At 39.9% G+C, this 17,522-nt stretch carries 11 protein-coding genes and 1 pseudogene; 10 read left to right on the top strand and 2 right to left on the bottom strand.

Annotated features, from left to right (window positions below; translation table 11 throughout):
* Positions 1-9 precede the first annotated feature (9 nt).
* The gene (locus GFH32_RS11375) at positions 10-1,251 is read left to right on the top strand and encodes a Glu/Leu/Phe/Val dehydrogenase dimerization domain-containing protein (protein ID WP_153511719.1); all 1,242 of its coding nucleotides are present in this window, start codon (positions 10-12) and stop codon (positions 1,249-1,251) included.
* A gap of 556 nt (positions 1,252-1,807) precedes the next feature.
* A pseudogene (locus GFH32_RS11370) lies at positions 1,808-3,328 on the top strand (IS1182 family transposase); the annotation flags it as partial.
* Between the two features lie 186 nt (positions 3,329-3,514).
* Here GFH32_RS11370 and GFH32_RS11365 read toward each other — a convergent pair.
* Positions 3,515-3,913 carry a (deoxy)nucleoside triphosphate pyrophosphohydrolase gene (locus GFH32_RS11365; RefSeq protein WP_228384118.1) on the bottom strand — a complete coding sequence of 133 codons (399 nt, stop codon included), beginning with the start codon at positions 3,911-3,913 and terminating at the stop codon, positions 3,515-3,517.
* A 108-nt stretch (positions 3,914-4,021) separates the two neighbouring features.
* On the bottom strand, positions 4,022-4,588 hold the full coding sequence (locus GFH32_RS11360) for an AAA family ATPase (protein WP_153511718.1): 567 nt from the start codon (positions 4,586-4,588) through the stop codon (positions 4,022-4,024).
* Positions 4,589-4,971: 383 nt separating this feature from the next.
* Here GFH32_RS11360 and GFH32_RS11355 point away from each other — a divergent pair, with 383 nt between their 5' ends.
* The 8 genes from GFH32_RS11355 (at position 4,972) to GFH32_RS11320 (ending at position 17,521) form a co-directional block, all read left to right on the top strand.
* The gene (locus tag GFH32_RS11355; RefSeq protein ID WP_153511717.1) at positions 4,972-6,666 is read left to right on the top strand and encodes a helix-turn-helix domain-containing protein; all 1,695 of its coding nucleotides are present in this window, start codon (positions 4,972-4,974) and stop codon (positions 6,664-6,666) included.
* A 158-nt stretch (positions 6,667-6,824) separates the two neighbouring features.
* A complete protein-coding gene (locus tag GFH32_RS11350) occupies positions 6,825-7,508 on the top strand; it encodes a hypothetical protein (RefSeq protein WP_153511716.1) in 684 nt (227 codons plus the stop codon).
* Positions 7,509-8,084 (top strand): hypothetical protein, encoded by a 576-nt coding sequence (locus tag GFH32_RS11345; protein ID WP_160366903.1) that lies wholly within the window; start codon positions 7,509-7,511, stop codon positions 8,082-8,084. It begins immediately after the preceding gene.
* Between the two features lie 311 nt (positions 8,085-8,395).
* The gene (locus tag GFH32_RS11340; protein ID WP_160366904.1) at positions 8,396-9,010 is read left to right on the top strand and encodes an RNA polymerase sigma factor; all 615 of its coding nucleotides are present in this window, start codon (positions 8,396-8,398) and stop codon (positions 9,008-9,010) included.
* Positions 9,011-9,148: 138 nt separating this feature from the next.
* The gene (locus tag GFH32_RS11335; protein ID WP_160366905.1) at positions 9,149-10,267 is read left to right on the top strand and encodes a FecR family protein; all 1,119 of its coding nucleotides are present in this window, start codon (positions 9,149-9,151) and stop codon (positions 10,265-10,267) included.
* A 244-nt stretch (positions 10,268-10,511) separates the two neighbouring features.
* Entirely contained in the window at positions 10,512-13,805 is a 3,294-nt protein-coding gene (locus tag GFH32_RS11330; protein ID WP_160366906.1) for a TonB-dependent receptor, read from the top strand.
* 11 nt (positions 13,806-13,816) lie between these two features.
* Positions 13,817-15,508 (top strand): RagB/SusD family nutrient uptake outer membrane protein, encoded by a 1,692-nt coding sequence (locus GFH32_RS11325; RefSeq protein WP_153511711.1) that lies wholly within the window; start codon positions 13,817-13,819, stop codon positions 15,506-15,508.
* Positions 15,509-15,532: 24 nt separating this feature from the next.
* Positions 15,533-17,521 (top strand): FAD-dependent oxidoreductase, encoded by a 1,989-nt coding sequence (locus GFH32_RS11320; RefSeq protein ID WP_153511710.1) that lies wholly within the window; start codon positions 15,533-15,535, stop codon positions 17,519-17,521.
* Position 17,522 lies beyond the last annotated feature (1 nt).

Below are 17,522 nucleotides of genomic sequence, written 5' to 3'. Positions count from 1 at the left end.
TGAAATAGCATGAAAGAATTATTGAAAGCTTTCGAAGAGAAGCGTCCTGAGATTGTGTTTGAGTGGAAAGATCCAGAGACGAGTGCTGAAGGCTGGGTTGTTATAAATTCTCTTCGCGGTGGTGCTGCGGGAGGAGGAACGCGTATGCGTCTAGGGCTTGACCGCAATGAGGTAGAATCTCTTGCAAAAACAATGGAGGTGAAATTTACTGTTTCAGGACCTGCTATTGGGGGCGCAAAGTCAGGGATTAATTTTGATCCAACAGATCCTCGTAAGAAAGAAGTATTGGATCGCTGGTTTAAGGTGGTAACCCCATTATTGAAGAACTATTATGGAACCGGTGGCGACTTAAATATCGATGAGATTACTGACGTTATTCCGCTAACAGAGCAATATGGCTTATGGCATCCCCAGGAAGGTGTGTTGAGTGGTCATTTTGACGTGCGGGAGAATGGTCGTATCCATCAAATTGGACAGCTACGGTATGGTGTGTCGAAAGTGCTCGAGGATGCCAATTACAGTCCTGAATTAAAGCGCAAGTATAAAGTCGCTGATATGATTACAGGTTATGGCGTTGCGGAGTCTGTAAAGCATTTCTACAGTTTGTTTGCAGGTGATATAGGGGAGAAGACGGCGATTATCCAAGGTTGGGGTAATGTTGCAGCAGCAGCAGCTTTTTACCTCAGCAAGTTAGGGGTTAAAATCGTTGGAATTATTGACCGAGTTGGAGGCTTGATAAATGAACAGGGGTTTTCGGAAAAGGAAATCGCAGATCTATTCCTTTCGCGAAAGGGAAATGCACTAACAGCTGAACATCTCATTCCTTTTGATGAGATTAATAATCGTATCTGGAATTTGGGCGCTCATATCTTTATTCCCGCAGCGGCTTCTAGATTGGTGTCTAAGGATCAGGTGAATACTTTAGTGCAACATGGACTCGAATTAATTGCTTCAGGAGCGAACGTTCCTTTCGCCGATAAAGAGATATTCTATGGACCTGTGATGGAATATGCAGACCAACATGTTGCGGTAATTCCTGACTTTATTGCGAATTGTGGAATGGCGAGAGTATTTGCATACCTCATGCAACCTAATATTGAGATTAGTGATGATGCCCTGTTTTCCGATGTGTCAGAAATTATTTATAAGGCGCTAAGCGCAATTTATGATGCAGATCCGCAGAAGAAGACCGAGATTTCCTCTAGAGGCTATGAGATAGCTTTGAAAAGGCTTTTGGAAACTAGAGTTTAGGGATTAGGTATTAGGGATTAGATATAAGATATTAGATTTTAGACATTAGATTTTAGACTCTTGGCGATGATTAAAACGCTAGCGCTGTTAGATTAATAATTGGATCAATTTGATAGGTCATTATCTTTTTGCCGATGTAGTTGTCTAGTTTGTAGTTAGATAATAGACATTAGATTTAAGATTTTAGACTCTTGGCGATCATTTATGCTAGCATTGTTAGGTTATAAATTGCTTCAATTTGATAGGTCAGCATGTTTTCGCCAATCTAGTTGTCTAGTTAGTAGTTAGATATTAGACATTAGATTTTAGACTCTTGTCTATCATTTTAGTGCAAGCATTGTAAGGATATAAATTGCTTCAATTTGATAGGTCAGCATGTTTTCGCCAATCTAGTTCTAATGTCTAACATCTAACATCTAACATCTAATATCTATAAAAAAAGGGGCTGTCTAAAAAGGTCTCTTAAAGAAAGAACCCCGTCATTAAAAAATGGCGGGGTTTTTCTGTTTTTTTGTCCTTAAGATTTTGTATCTTAAGGTGCACCCAAAAAAACAATATGGCAAACATACAATTCAAAGCGCTTCCATCCAATAGTCCGAGTCTATTTCCTGAGAATATTTTAGATCGTATTCCAATGAACCATCCGGTTCGGTTGGTGAGTCAGGTTGTTGATCAGTTGGATCTAGATCATATTATCCGTCAGTATAAAGGCGGAGGCACCACTAGTTTTCACCCTAGAATGCTCATTAAGGTGCTGTTCTACGCCTATTTAAGCAATATCTATTCTTGCCGAAAAATTGAGCGCGCCTTACAAGAGAATATCCATTTCATGTGGCTTTCGGGCAATAGCACACCTGATTATCGTACGATCAATTATTTCAGAGGAAAGCGTCTTAAAGGACAGATACAAGAGCTGTTTGCAAGTATCGTTCGTATGCTGCATGATATGGAGTATGTTAGCCTGAAAGTTCAATATGTTGATGGTACCAAGATCGAGTCGGTCGCTGGTCGTTATACGTTCGTTTGGAAGAAATCGGTCGAGAAGAATAAGGTAAAGCTAGAAGCAAACATTGCTTCGGTTCTTTCGGAAATCGAGGCTCAGATCGCCCAAGACCAATCTTCATTAGGGCATCAAGAAGTTAGCAAGGCCATTGATAGCAGTCGGTTGAAGGAAAAGATCGAAGCGATCAATGCCAAGTTCAAAGGAGCCAATAAATCTACTGATAAGCAGCTTAAGAAACTTGAAGAGGACTATTTGCCTCGACTAGAGAAATATGAAGAGCAACTGGAAGTACTGGGAGATCGCAATAGTTATAGCAAGACCGATACCGATGCTGTGTTTATGCGAATGAAAGAGGACCACATGAAGAATGGCCAGCTTAAGCCAGCCTATAATACCCAAATCAGCACCGAAGATCAGTTCATCACCCATTACAGCATCCATCAAACAACTGCCGACACCACAACCCTGCCGGAACATTTGGAAGGCTTTGAGTCCCATTACGGAAAACAAAGCGAACAGCTTGTAGCAGACGCCGGTTATGGTAGTGAACAGAACTATGAATTGATGGAAAAACAGGGCATAACTGCCTTTGTCAAGTACAATTACTTTCATGTGGAACAGAAGCGCAAGCATAAACAGGATCCTTTCTCGGTACAGAATCTGTATTACAACCAGCAAGATGACTATTATGTATGTCCGGCCGGACAGAAGCTCAGCTATATCGGTCATGCAACCAGAGTTAGTACCAATGGATATACTGCCCGGGTAAGCTGTTATCAGGCTCAGCGATGCGAAGGCTGCCCAATGCGCAGTGGGTGCCATAAAGCAAAAGGCAATCGTATTATTGAAGTGAACCACAGGCTTGATCAGCTCAAGGCTAAAGCCCGAAAAAGACTGCTATCAGAAGAGGGAATGTACCATCGAAGCAAGCGACCCATAGAAGTGGAAGCTGTTTTCGGTCAGATGAAAAGCAACAACAAGTTTACCCGGTTCACGATGAAAGGACTGGAGAAAGTCGCTGTAGAGTTCGGTTTGATGGCCATTGCTCATAACCTCAGAAAATGGGCAAAAAAGTGGGCAAACGATGTCTTGTTTCGAAATGGTTATAGCGATAAAACACTATATACGATAAAAATTGGAGTCAGGAGCGTTAAAACCACAAAATATAGACTTACTGCTTAAAACTCAAAAATGAAAACAGTAATGGAATCGCAAAAGCTATAAAACAGAAGAAGGTGCCTTTTAAGGGCTTCAGTTTTTTTATATTGTTTGTCTTACGATTCGAATATATTCTTCGATGATGGGTAGATCGGCATTTGCCCAGTCATACTTCCATAAATCAACTTGATCAACCCATATTGCTTGTTCATGCTCATTTTTCGATAGCTCTCCGGATTTAATACTACATAAGTAGGGATATAGCGTTAGTGAAAAGTCGGGGTAATGGTATTCCACCTTCGTTAGGGGGCGATGAATATTTATTTGTAAACTTAATTCTTCATCGACTTCACGAACTAAACATTCTTCCAAGGATTCATCTTCTTCTTGCTTGCCGCCAGGGAATTCCCATTTAAGGGGTAATTTCATCTCCGTTGAACGTTGGCAAATCAAAACTTGATTATCTTTCTCTATCAGGGCACAGGCTACATGTATCATCATATAAATATAGTTAAATTTAACACATAGCAAAATATAATTGTTTTCGTTTGGCGCTAATTGTAGCGCGACTTCATAAGAATTCTTTTCGCGTTTTAAGATCGTTGAACGCTAAGCATTATTCTTCAATCGCATCGTTGCAACAATCGTTCTCATAACAAAGTCGCGTCGATCTTCAACGCTAGCTTTAGGAATCTCGATAAGCTGATAATGATGTGCAAGATAGGTGTCTTGAATTTCATGATACGTTTTCAACGCCTCTTCCCAAGATTGCTTTCGCTCCTGATCGATTTGATAAATCTCTTCCCATCGGGGGAGGATAAAGACGATAGGATTGTATCGATATTCATTACTTTGCTCAAACAGCTCAGGGGAAAGTATTAAACCTTCCATTTGAGCGTAAGCCAACGTATCCGGTATTCCGCGATCAAAGAATGTAATATTATGTGGAGAGGTCACCTGTTGATGTGCATAGCTTTCAATCGATCCCCTAAGCATGCGTTCGGCATACTTGGTTTTATCTGCCCAAGGTAGTGCATCACCTCGTTTTTGAACTTCCTCTTGAATAATACGTCGAGCAACCTCTTCAACAATAGAAAAGCCTTCCTTTTCTAAGGACCGTAGTAAGGTTGTCTTACCGACTCCTGGACCGCCTGTGAGTATGAAAAAATTATTCATGCGCATTAAAATAAGCTAACGTGATCTCTTGGGTGTTTTCTATAAAACGATGGATGTAGCTTCTTGTTGTGTAGGCTGTTAGATTTTACGATGCGATGGAAGATGATCGAGAGTCTTTATTCGATCGTGCTGATGATCACTTCAGTAATTGCTCATGCCAATTGATCTAAATGGATGCCCGGATTTTAAAACCTTATAATATTGAGGTTTACATGTTAGAACACATGTTTTTAATAAGATGATTCAGCGATCAGATGACTAATCATGGCACTATATTGGCTATAGTTTTTGTAATTTCCATTAAAGAGGCCTTTTACCTTTAATTTATTCCCGGTGCATGAGAATTAGATGCTATTGCTTTATATATATACTATTATGCTTATTTGCTTCGAGCGACTGCGCAGCCATCAGGTACTACGGTCGATACATTAGCAAAATACTCCAACGAACAACTTTTCGATAAAGCATTCCATACGCACCGTACCTTTTATTTGGAATACCTAGAGAAACGAAAGCTATCAGTCGATGAATTTAAAATGCTCTATCAAGAGATTGGAAGGCTATTGATTACAGAAGGTAAACTGGATTCATCAATTCTATACTATACTCGGCTGGACTCTTTAGCTAAAAAAAACAATGATACCGAGAATCAGATGCTTGCTCAGCTATCTATCGCTGAGGCTTATAACCGAAAAAAGAAATACAAACAGAGTCAAAAAGTATTTGAAAATGCGCAGCCATTAATTGCTAAACTACCTGAAGGAGTGGAGAAAATTCTAGCGAATGTCGAATACAGCTACTTCTACTACTTAAGCGGAAAATTCGAGTTATTCACGGAACAAAACTTAAAGAACTATACTGATTTGCTTGCATTCATGTCTGCAAAGAAAGACGTGCTCGAAGCAAGTGATTTGAATTATGTGAAGATGGCGCGTGCGATACTTTCTATCTACATGGCCAATGGTTACACCATGCAAGAGAATTTCGCGGAAGCGGAGAAATACCTTAAAGTTTCAAAAGAAATAATAGAGAAGAACTTTCCAAATGATGTTTATACGGGGACTGTTATGCTTAAATTAGCATTCGGACAGTATTATCTTTTTACAAAGGAGTTCAAATTAGCAATTCCCTATCTCCAAGAGGTGATAAGACTCGGAGACACGCATAATTATAAAGAATTTCAATATAAAGCACGCGTATTTCTAGCGATTGCGAACTATCAATACGGAGATTTCCATGAGGCATTAAAGCAATCGGAGATTGCAATTCATTCGAAGATCGCTGTTGCAGATTACATAGATTTTGAAATGGAAGCACTGCGATATGCCTACCTATCAAGTAAAGAGCTAGGGGCAACGGATAAAGCGATGGAATATTCCAAGCTCTTTATAGAACAAGATGCTGCTTTAAATGATAATCGGAAGTCGAACTTCGTCAACTCCTTCATCAATAATTTAGAGGTTCATAAACTTGAGGAAGATATTAAAGATAAGAGTAATACCAACTATGTCCTTCGCTATAGTTTGGTGGGAGTCAGTGTATTAATCGTTGGTTTATTGTTGTTTACTTTCTATCAATTAGCGGAGAATAAGAAAAGTAAGGCTAAGATCAAGGAATATATGGATAAGCTCGAGGAGGGCGAAGAGGCTGTAGTTGTGCCGATGAAAAAGGGAAGACCACAAGCTGAGGAATCCAATGTTGTTATCAAGGATGAAATAGATGATAAGACCCATAAGCTATTGGATAAGTTAGTCCAATTTGAACATGGTGACCTTTTTGTAGATAGCCGAATGAGCTTGTCATACCTTGCTAGTTATTTAGGAACGAATACCATTACGCTGTCTAAAATTATCAATACGTATAAAGAAATGAATTTCAATGATTATATCAATGGTCTCCGCATTCGCTATATCATTGAACGCATTAAGAATGAACCTAAGTTTGAGCAGTATAAAATCAGCTATTTAGCAGAAGTGTCTGGGTTTTCTTCACATAGTATATTTAGCAAAGCGTTCAAGAAGAGTACCGGTGTTACGCCTTCACAGTTTCTAGATTATTTAAAAGGCGAATCTGTATAAGTTTTTGGTAAATAGTGCTTTAATGTTTTTGTGTGACTATCACAATTATATAATTCCGTCAGTGCTGTGTTAGTTTTGCTAATTCATGCTCCTTAAATTTGAATTAGATAAACTTGATCCAATGGATGGGTCAATGAATAGTATTTAAATATTAATCTATGTTTTTTTCAATTCAACATCACGAAGAGGCGGCATTCTCAGCAGAACAATTTAACAACCCTGTAAACCCAGGTAACCCGATGGTTTTAGCTTTCATGCGAACCTATACCAATACAGCATTTTTCTCCGCTGGATCGAAAGATACAGCAGCGTTTTACATTGATACCTTAACGAATAAAAGAATCGCTAAGAAATATTGGACAAATGAAATGCAAGCCTTTGCACGCGAGAAAGAGGCTAAAGTTCCTGCGGCAGCTTATCGCTTTAAGGTTAACTTTTTCGGGTATGTGATGCTCTTGTTCTTTGTCGGCTTTTTTGCTTATTTAACTTACGATTCGTTCTTAAAGCCAGTAAATCAAGAAGCAATTGCCCCTCGGCCATTAGAACTGCCCATTGAGGCTAATGATGTTTACTTTGGGCGATTTGAACAATATAAAGAGGGTGAACGTGTGGCAATAAAAGGTGGCTTCGGATGGTTTAAGATACTTGAAAATACAAATGGTAATCTGAAAGTTGCTATGAGTAAAGAAATGAAAACACATCATCAGGATCCGACAACGATGAACTCTACAGATTTTGAAGAGGAGGGGACAGAGATGAAGATTGATGAACAGGTGAGCTATAATATCCGTTTAAAATCAAATGATGGTCTTATGCAGTTTCATTTTACCGATAAAAAATAAATGATGAAACAGCGGAAGGAAATAACAGGTGCTCGAGTATTGAAAATTGCACTCCTTGAAATTTTCGGAGGAATATCCTTGTTCTGCTTTTTACTTTACATGACCGTTAAAACAAAGTCCACCAGTTTACAAAAGGAAGAGCCGTTTCAAGCCATTTTGAATAAGCCTCAGACACTTTTACGTGATGTAGAGCTATTCGACGAAGAACTTTCAACAAATGATGACTTTCCAAATATTATGACAGATCAGTATCAACATAACTTTACTAATCTCCAGGGAAGATTGAAAATACCAAAGCCTGACGTCACTTATATTGCAAAAATTCCCGCAGGTCAGCAAGTTGTATTTAGAAAAGCAATCATGTATACCAATGGTGTTTCAGGAGGGTCGACGCCTTGTTTATTTGGTACAATAAGATATAATGATCGCGAATACAAAGTAGAGTATCAATGGGGAGATCAATCCATAAGTCGAAGGTCGGACAATATTCCTGAGAGTTGGTCATTTGCAATGGCACCTTGGCAGCCGGCAATTGACTTGACATTCTACGAGCTGCCAATCGCTGAATGGTGGTAACCCAACTTTGACGCACATAAACATTGTAAGAACTAAGCATAATAAGCCATACCGAAGGGTATAGCTCTTTTTATTAATGATTGAGATCTTCGCTCGACGACGCTAAGTTTCCATTCCGACGAAAAAGCAACGTTTGAATATCCTAAAACCTATTTGGATATGTCTATATCCTCTAGATTTAAATCCCCTTAATTGGAATTATTAGAAATTAGTACTAATTTGACCGAGATTAGTAATTGTTGTAATGAGGTTCAACAATCTAGCCCTAGCCAATTCTAGAAAATAATACACACATAGAACTTTAATTTAACTTGAGCAATATAATGAGTAATGCTGCTGTAATTGACGTTAAATTACTCTTAGGAGAGCTGAAAGCGGGAAGTATGCCGGCCTTCAATAGTCTCTATATGTATTATTCCCCGCAACTGTATGCTCATTTACTGAAGTTTCTAAAAAGTCCCGAGTTAGTGGAAGAAGTGTTACAAGAGGTATTTGTTAAAGTCTGGAATTTACGCGAAGAGATTGAGCCTGATCGCGGATTTAAGACTTTTATATACACGATTGCGAGCAATTTAGCCATCAACCTTATCAAAAAAATCAATCGAGATAAGGTCTTGCAATCTGAGATATGGGCAAGTTCCATTTCCTATTATCTTCACTCTGAAGAGAAACTAATCAATAAGGAGAAATTAGAGATAATTGATCGTGCCATTGCGACACTGAGCCCCAAGCGTCGTGAAATCTTATTGTTTTGTAAAGTAGAGGGAAAGAGTTACAAAGAAGTCGCTGATATGCTAGGGATTTCTGTTTCTACGGTGAGCAATCAATTGGTAAATGCAGTCCATGACATTCGAAATTTTATCGTTAAAAATTACACAGAAGAGTATCTCGTCGGTGTTTTAATCGCCATTTTCATTCAATTTTAAAAATAAATCATTTTTCTGATAGTGTGTTTCTAAGGTTCGCTTGTATATAGTATAAAGGCCAGTAGGTCTGTGACCATTATAAACATATTTTCATTGAATACATTTAATTCAAGATTTGAAGAGCTTTTGCATCTTTATTTGCAAAATAATCTAGAACTGAAGGACTATGAGGAGTTTTTTAGACTTTTATCTGGTTTGCCGGAAGAGGAGTTGACGAATCTTTTTTCTCAACCAACAACGCAGGATGATAATCTAAACGAGATGGACAGCTTTATCAATGAAAGAGTTGCACTCCTGCAGCGCTCAATTCAGCAAACAATAGCCGAAAATTCAGAAAAACAGGAAACACCTGTTCAAAGCATAAAGAAAATAAATTGGGGACGTTGGATTTCCGTAGCGGCGAGTATTGTTTTCGTCTTTGGAATCATATCCTATCAATTCTATTGGAAGAATGAGGATCCTATGGTAGAAGAGGTCGTTATGAAGAAAATCGATGTCTCTCCCGGACGAGATGCCGCGGTAATGCTTATTGACGGAAAGGAAATTGTATTGGACGGGGAGAAGTCAGGTGTGGTACTTTCTGACTCTGCGTTTACTTACCTAGATGGCTCTGATCCAACAAAGCTACATGCGCAAGAAATCCAACTAATTACACCGCGTGCAGGCCAATACCAAATGGTACTGAGCGATGGGACGAAAGTTTGGATGAATGCTGCAAGCCGATTAATTGTAGCTTCTGACTTCAATATAAAAAATAGGAATGTTCAACTGACAGGAGAAGCATATTTTGAAGTAAAGAAGAATAAGGACTTACCCTTCATTATCCATTCTAAACGACAAGATATTAAAGTTCTAGGAACCTCCTTCAATGTGAATGCCTACGAGGATGAACCCTTTGCCAAGACTACCCTTGTTTCTGGTTCATTAAATGTCAATAATCAAATTTTGAAGCCAAACCAGCAGGCAATACTGAATCAGAAGAATAAACAGATCGAGACTTTTAACGTCGATGCTAATCTCGCGTCTTCCTGGAAAGATGGCGTATTAAATCTCAGTGGATTAAGTTTTGACGAATGCATGCGCATTATTGGTCGATGGTATGATCTGGATATTCAATACGAGGGAGCGATTCCGAAAATTGAGCTTGCAGGTAAAATGAGCCGAGGAGTGAAGCTGTCTACTTTTCTAGATTTTCTAAACCAGAACACTGGCGTGAAAGCGGAGATTCAAGCAAATCGGAAGCTTATAATTAAGTAAACAATCAATTTATATAAAAACCAAATTATAACTATGATAAGAAACAGTACACCACCATGATAGTATAAAGCAAAAGGGAAGTGTCGTTACCACCTCCCCAGCGCTTTCATTATGATCTATTGCATTTACTAACAGAATCATAAATCTTACTTATTACAATATTATGAAAAATAATTTAGGAAAGGCCAAAACCAACTGGTCCTGGCTTCCTATTCCCCATGTGTCAACTCACAGGCTTATACTTATGTCTATCAAAGCATGTTATATTTTTGCCTTACTATGTTGTTTTCAACTGCGTGCAGAGACATTTTCGCAGACCTTATCCTATAAAGCCAACTCGGTTAGATTGGAAAACCTTTTCAACTATATCGAAAAACGAAGTGATTTCTTGGTATTATACGATAACAATGTCGTTAAGCGAACTAAACCACTCAACTTAGATGCGAAGAATCTATCCTTAAAAAGTTTCTTAGAGCTGATCCTCGAAGATCAACCTTTATCGTATGTAATAGACGATAAAACCATTTTTATCAACGCCAAGCATGCGAAGCCGGCGCCAACAACACGGGAAGAGCGATTGGAGGCAAAAAGACTCGATCGCCTGCAACGTACAATTAAAGGTCGTGTTGCAGATGAGAAAGGCCAACCGTTAGTTGGAGTTTCAGTCACAGAAAAAGGCACCAATAATGGCACAATAACGAATGTAGAAGGAAATTTTGAACTCGTTATTGGCAATGTACAAGGGAGTTTAGTTTTTTCTTTGATAGGATATGAGTCCATTGAAAAGCCAATTGGACAAACCAATGAATTTAGTATCGCGTTAATTCCTTCAGTAAACGATTTGGACGAGGTGGTAGTTGTAGGCTACGGTGTTCAAAAGAAGGTTAATCTAACTGGAGCCGTTTCTGCTGTTTCCGGCAAAGATATACAAACACGCCCTGTCGGACAGACATCGGCCGCCCTACAGGGGATGGCGCCAGGGGTAACCGTTACTCAACGTTCGGGCAAGCCGGGCTCTGATGCAGCAACCATTCGTATACGCGGTATTGGAACCCTAAGTGATGCGAATCCTTTAGTTCTTATTGATGGGGTAGAAGGATCCGTGAATAATATTGATCCAAATTTAATTGAGTCAATTTCCATCTTAAAAGATGCGGCATCGTCTTCAATCTATGGTTCTAGAGCTGCAAATGGCGTTATTCTCGTAACTACAAAGAGAGGGACAGGAGACCGCGTTACGTTATCTTACAACAATTATTTCGGATGGCAGAGCCCGACGAATATGCCAAAGCTTGTGAACGCGTTAGATCACATGCTTTTAACCAATGAAGCATACACCAATGTTGGTAGTTCTCCTTTATATCCGGCAGCAATATTAGATGCCTACCGTGCGCAAGGCGACGGAAGTTCAGACCAATATCCGAATACCGATTGGCAGAAAGAATCGCTTTTAGGTTCTGGATTCCAACAAAGTCATTTTGTGACGTTAAATGCAGGATCTAATAAAGTCAGAACATTGGCATCGTTCGGTTATTATGATCAAAAAGGCTTAATGCTAAATAGCGGTTTCAAACGCTATACTTTACGGAATAATCTAGATATTGAAATCACCGAGAAATTAGCAGCAAAGATCGATCTGCAATATGTAAACCCCGTAATTACATCGCCTGCTCAAAGTATTGATGATCTGTTCCAATGGATGAACAGTCTCCCTGCAAATCAAACCTTTCGGAACTCCAATGGAACCTGGGGATTAGGCTGGAACGGTAATAACCCTGTTTCTGCGGCTGCTGATGGCGGGATTGCAACAGAAAAAGGGCCATGGGGAGCAGTAAATGCCAGTTTAATTTTCAAACCTTTTTCTTGGTTGACCGCCGAAGCAAACTATGCTCCAAAATACGCGACAACGCTCAATAAAAATTTCCGGGAGAAGGTGCAATCGTATCACCCCGATGGAAGCAAGAGTTTTGCCGTGCCGCAACGCTCAGCATTGACTGAAAGACATACTCAGCAATTGTTTAATAACATGCGGGCAACGCTGACCTTCAACAAGTCATTTGCCGATCATCACCTAAGCTGGTTATTAGGGGCATCCCGTGAAGATTTTCATGAAGATATGTTAAGGGGGTTCCGAGATACTTACATACTACCAGATTACCCCGTATTGAATACTGGGTCTGCATTAAATCAATCTGCAGAGGGAACTGCCGAAGAATGGGCATTACAATCCTTCTTCAGTCGGATCAACTATAATTTCAAGGATCGTTACTTATTAGAACTAAATGCTCGATACGATGGATCTTCACGTTTCTTGAAAGGAAACCGATACGGATTCTTTCCATCAGCGTCCGCAGGATGGCGTTTCTCTGAGGAACCCTTTATGGAAGAATCGAAGTCATGGTTAAATGAAGGTAAGTTAAGAGCATCTTGGGGTAAACTAGGCAATCAGAACATTGGCCCATATCCTGCAGTTTCTGCACTAGATTTAGGGTCTTTTAATATGGGAAATGCCATTGTTAATACCGCAGCCTTGAACAATATGTCAAACCCTGGTATCACTTGGGAATCTACTGAAGAACAAAATATTGGTATTGATTTAACACTCTTTAAGAACTTCAGTTTGACAGCCGATTATTTCCATCGCAAGACAAGTGATATCCTCTTGAAATTAGATATTCCTCTAACAATGGGTTTAAATGCACCGAATCAAAATGCCGGTATTGTTGAAAATAGAGGATGGGAAGTCGCATTAAATTACCGAAGTGATCGAAACAGAGAATTTCGTTACGACTTAACCTTTAACCTGTCTGACGTTAAGAACAAGATATTAGATCTGCGTGGCATTTCAAACACAGGACTGTTAGTTCATCGTGAGGGCTATGCAATCAGTTCTATACTAGGTTATGAGGTAGAAGGTTATTTCCAAACACAGGAAGAGATAGATAACCATGCAAAGCAATTCGGAACATTAGCACCTGGTGACTTGAAATATAAGGATCAAAATGCCGACGGTTTAATCAATGAGGCGGACAAGTTAATTATTGGTAGTACGGTGCCTCGAATGACCTATTCGTTAAATGCAAATATGATGTATAAGGGCATAGATTTTGGATTCTTATTACAAGGTGTCGGAAAAGCTGATGGTTATTTGCACGGAGCAGGTATACAGCCATTCACCACGACAGGGGCAATCGGAGGTACGATACGTGAAGACAATAAAGACCGATGGACACCTGATAATCCGAATGCAAAATACCCTCGTTTAGCTTTTGGACAGAACAATAATTCGCAGTCATCACAATTTTGGATGAAGAATGCTTCTTACCTGCGTGTGAAGAACGTACAGTTGGGCTATACGCTACCAACTACAACAATGGACAGAATAGGAATTAATCGTTTACGATTGTTTGTGAACGGCTCCAATTTATTCTCCTTTGACAAGTTCTGGGATGGTTATGATGTAGAAGCCCCTGTGGGTACGGGATTTTTCTACCCACAAGTAAAGGTGTATACATTTGGATTAGATATCACATTTTAAGCTGAAAGACCATGAAATTTAAATTTAGACTTTTATATATAGCATTGATTGCAGGTGGGTTATGCCTGTTTAATTCATGCGATGATTATTTAGATAGAAAGCCACTTTCGGGGCCTTCGGATGAAAACTATTTTAACAATGAGGATGAATTGATGTTAGTGGTCAATGGCCTTTACGCATCAATGACCTATCATCCAACCGATGATGTACCACAAAATCTAACCCTCGACTGCGCATCTGATATTAGTTGGGACAGAAATACCTCTCCACTTCAATCGATTGGTCGTGGCGATTTCGATAGTAATAACGCTTATATCCTCAACGTATGGACCAACTCTTACAAGACGATTGGTAAGTGCAACTTTGTGTTAGACAATATGAGTAAGCTAGATGGGCAAGTGGACGCTGCAAAGTTAAAACGCTATGCTGCTGAAGCACGCTTTATTCGTGCATTCACCTACCAAATGCTCGTGGACTTTTTCGGCGCTGTCCCTCTTATGAACAAAGGCTTGACTCTGTCAGAGGCGCAAGTGCCAAGAAGTCCTAAGAAAGATGTGGTTGATTTTATACTGTCTGAGTTGACAACAGCTGCTGCCGATCTACCCGTGAGTTATGGCGGGGTAGATGTCGGACGTGCAACCAAAGGTGCCGCACTAGCAATTCGTGCACGCGCTGCTTTAAATGACAAACGTTGGGCGGAAACAATCGCTTCTGCTAAGGAAGTAATGGATTCGAAGACCTACAGCCTACACAGCAACTTCGAAGAATTATTTCAATACGCTGGTGAAAAATCCAACGAGATTATCTTCGCGTTTCAATATTTACGTTTACAGAATACCAAGACACACAGCGCAGCACGTAATTTTAATTCAAGGAATGCACAAGGAACATCTAATAAAATACCTTCTCAAGCATTAATTGATTCTTACCTATGTAAAGATGGTTTAGAGATTGATAAATCACCACTATACGATCCCCAAAAGCCATTTGAGAATAGAGATCCTCGCTTAGGTTTCACTGTAGCTCTTCCGGGGTCTACGTTTTTTGGATTTCAATTCGAAACGCATAAGGATAGTATCAAATGTTGGGATTACAGCTATAGCGGCTCCATTCCTAAACGTATCGATAACCAAGATGCATTAAATGCTTATGCGACATTCTCGGGATACCTATGGAAAAAATATGTAGACTTTAAAGACAAAGATTTCACTATGCAGTCGGAATTAAACATTACGCAAGCGCGCTATGCGGAAGTGTTATTGAATTATGCCGAGGCAAAGATCGAAGCTAATCAAATCGATGCAACGGTATACGATGCTATCAATCAGGTTCGTCAGCGCCCATCTGTTGAAATGCCGGCCATTCCATCTGGTAAATCACAAGGAGAGTTGAGAGCAATCGTCCGTAAAGAACGCTTATACGAGCTTGCCAATGAAGGATTCCGTATGGTTGATCTAAGACGCTGGGGATTAGCAGAGAAGTTAATAAACGGTTCCTTTATGGGGCGTATTCCAAAAGGTATCATCAGTAATGCCCCTAAAATTGATAACGATGGGTTGGTAGACTACAGTCTTGTGAGTAATAAATCCCAAATGCGCGTTATTGAAATCCGCAAGTTTAATAAGGATCGTGATTACTTATGGCCGATCCCAAATATTGAAATGGAAACGAATCAGAAATTAGAACAAAATCCAGGCTATTAATTCGCTAAACCTTAATAAATTATCATGAAGAAAGTATTTAAAGTATTTATATTCTGTTGTTTAAGTGTTTCTGTCGCTTTCGGGCAGAAGAAAGTAGAAGTCGATCTATGTATTTATGGAGCGACGTCTGCGGGCGTTGTGGCGGCTTATACCGCTGCAAAGGCCGGGAAGAAGGTCGTTATTGTAGACCCCGTTAATCACATTGGAGGCTTGAGCTCTGGTGGTCTAGGAATGACAGATATTGGAAATAAATTTGTCGTTACTGGCCTTGCACTGGACTTCTATAGAAAGATTGGAAAACACTATGGTACATTTGAGCAATGGATTTTCGAACCAAAAGTTGCAGAACAAATATTCAGAGACTACCTCGGAAAAACAAATGTTCAATTGCTGTTGAATCATCCTCTAGTGAAGGTGAACAAAAAAGGAAATAGCATCACGGATATTGAACTGTCTTCTACTGAAGGTAAGAGTTCTGTAACGGCGAAAGTCTTTATGGATTGTACCTACGAGGGCGATCTATTAGCAGCTTCAGGAGTTTCCTACCATGTAGGTCGTGAAGACAATAGCCTATACGGAGAAACAATTAACGGCGTTCAACTCTTAGAAGGACATCAATTCCCGAATGGCGTTGATCCATATCAAGTGAAAGGCGATCCTTCAAGCGGATTGTTATGGGGAATTTCGAATGAAAAACTACTCCCTAGAGGAACTGGAGATAAGAAAGTACAAGCCTATAACTATCGGATTACCCTGACGAACGTTCCTGAAAATCGAATTCCAATTACCAAACCAGACAACTATGACGCAAAACGTTATGAGCTTTTAAAGCGCCAGAAAGAACTGCAACCTTGGAAAAGTATTCAGGATGTATTCATCTGGAGTTTGATGCCGAACGGGAAAACAGATATTAACAATAGAAATGGATTTTCTACGGATATGATCGGCATGAACTGGGATTATCCTGAAGCTGATTGGAAGCGTAGAAGAGAAATTATCAAGGCACATGAAGATTATACCAAAGGTTTATTGTATTTCGTAGGTAATGATCCTGCTGTACCTCAGCAGATTCGAGACGACATCCAAAATTGGGGTTATCCAAAAGATGAGTTTGTACAGAACAATCATTGGACACCTCAACTCTATATTCGGGAAGCTCGACGCATGGTTGGGGAAGTCGTTATGACGCAGAATCATTGCCAAGCGAAGGAAATCGTTCAAGACGATATTGGCTACGCGGCATACACTATGGATTCGCATAATTGCGATCGATTAGTGGTAGACGGAGTCGTTAAAAATGAAGGGAATGTCGAAGTCGGTGGATTCTTACCTTTTCCAATATCTTATCGTTCTATCACACCCAAACGTGCAGAAGCAGACAATCTCCTAGTGCCAGTCTGTCTGTCCTCAAGCCATATCGCCTTTGGTTCCATTCGGATGGAACCTGTATTTATGGTCTTAGCGCAATCGGCAGCCGTTGCAGCAGGTATTGCTATCGACAAAAACTTACCGGTTCAGGATGTTAAGATTGCGGATATTAAACAAGTGTTAGCGTCAAATCCGAAAGCCGACAAACGTGCTTCCGATGAGCTAATCCACGTATCCAATACAAAACAAGTAACACTACAGGGCGATTGGGCAGATGGTAAGGGTAGAGGATTTGGAATGTCGTTTAAGGAATCTACAGGAAACACAGCTTCTACGGCGCGTTTCACGGCGTCTAAGCCACTCAAAGCCGGGAAGTATAAGGTTTATACTTATTTCCCAAAAAAGGCGGAGAGCGCCTCAAAACATAACCTAGCGATCTTCAATGGAAAGTCTGTCGAAAATAAAGTATTAGATTACTCGAAAGTTGAAATAAAAGGACAGACAAGTAGTACTTGGGTGGAGGTAGGCGAATTTACCTTCTACCAAGGGAAGAGTAATCCTTATGTAGAGATTACAAATAAGGGTGCACAAGGTGTTGTGGCAGCGAATGCTATCTTATTTGTGCCCCAAACTGATCAAATCTAAG

It is taken from the genome of Sphingobacteruim zhuxiongii (assembly GCF_009557615.1).
In the GTDB taxonomy this organism is placed as follows: domain Bacteria; phylum Bacteroidota; class Bacteroidia; order Sphingobacteriales; family Sphingobacteriaceae; genus Sphingobacterium; species Sphingobacterium zhuxiongii.
The sequence above is the reverse complement of the archived record's forward strand: the minus strand, read 5'-3'. Positions and strand labels throughout refer to the sequence as shown.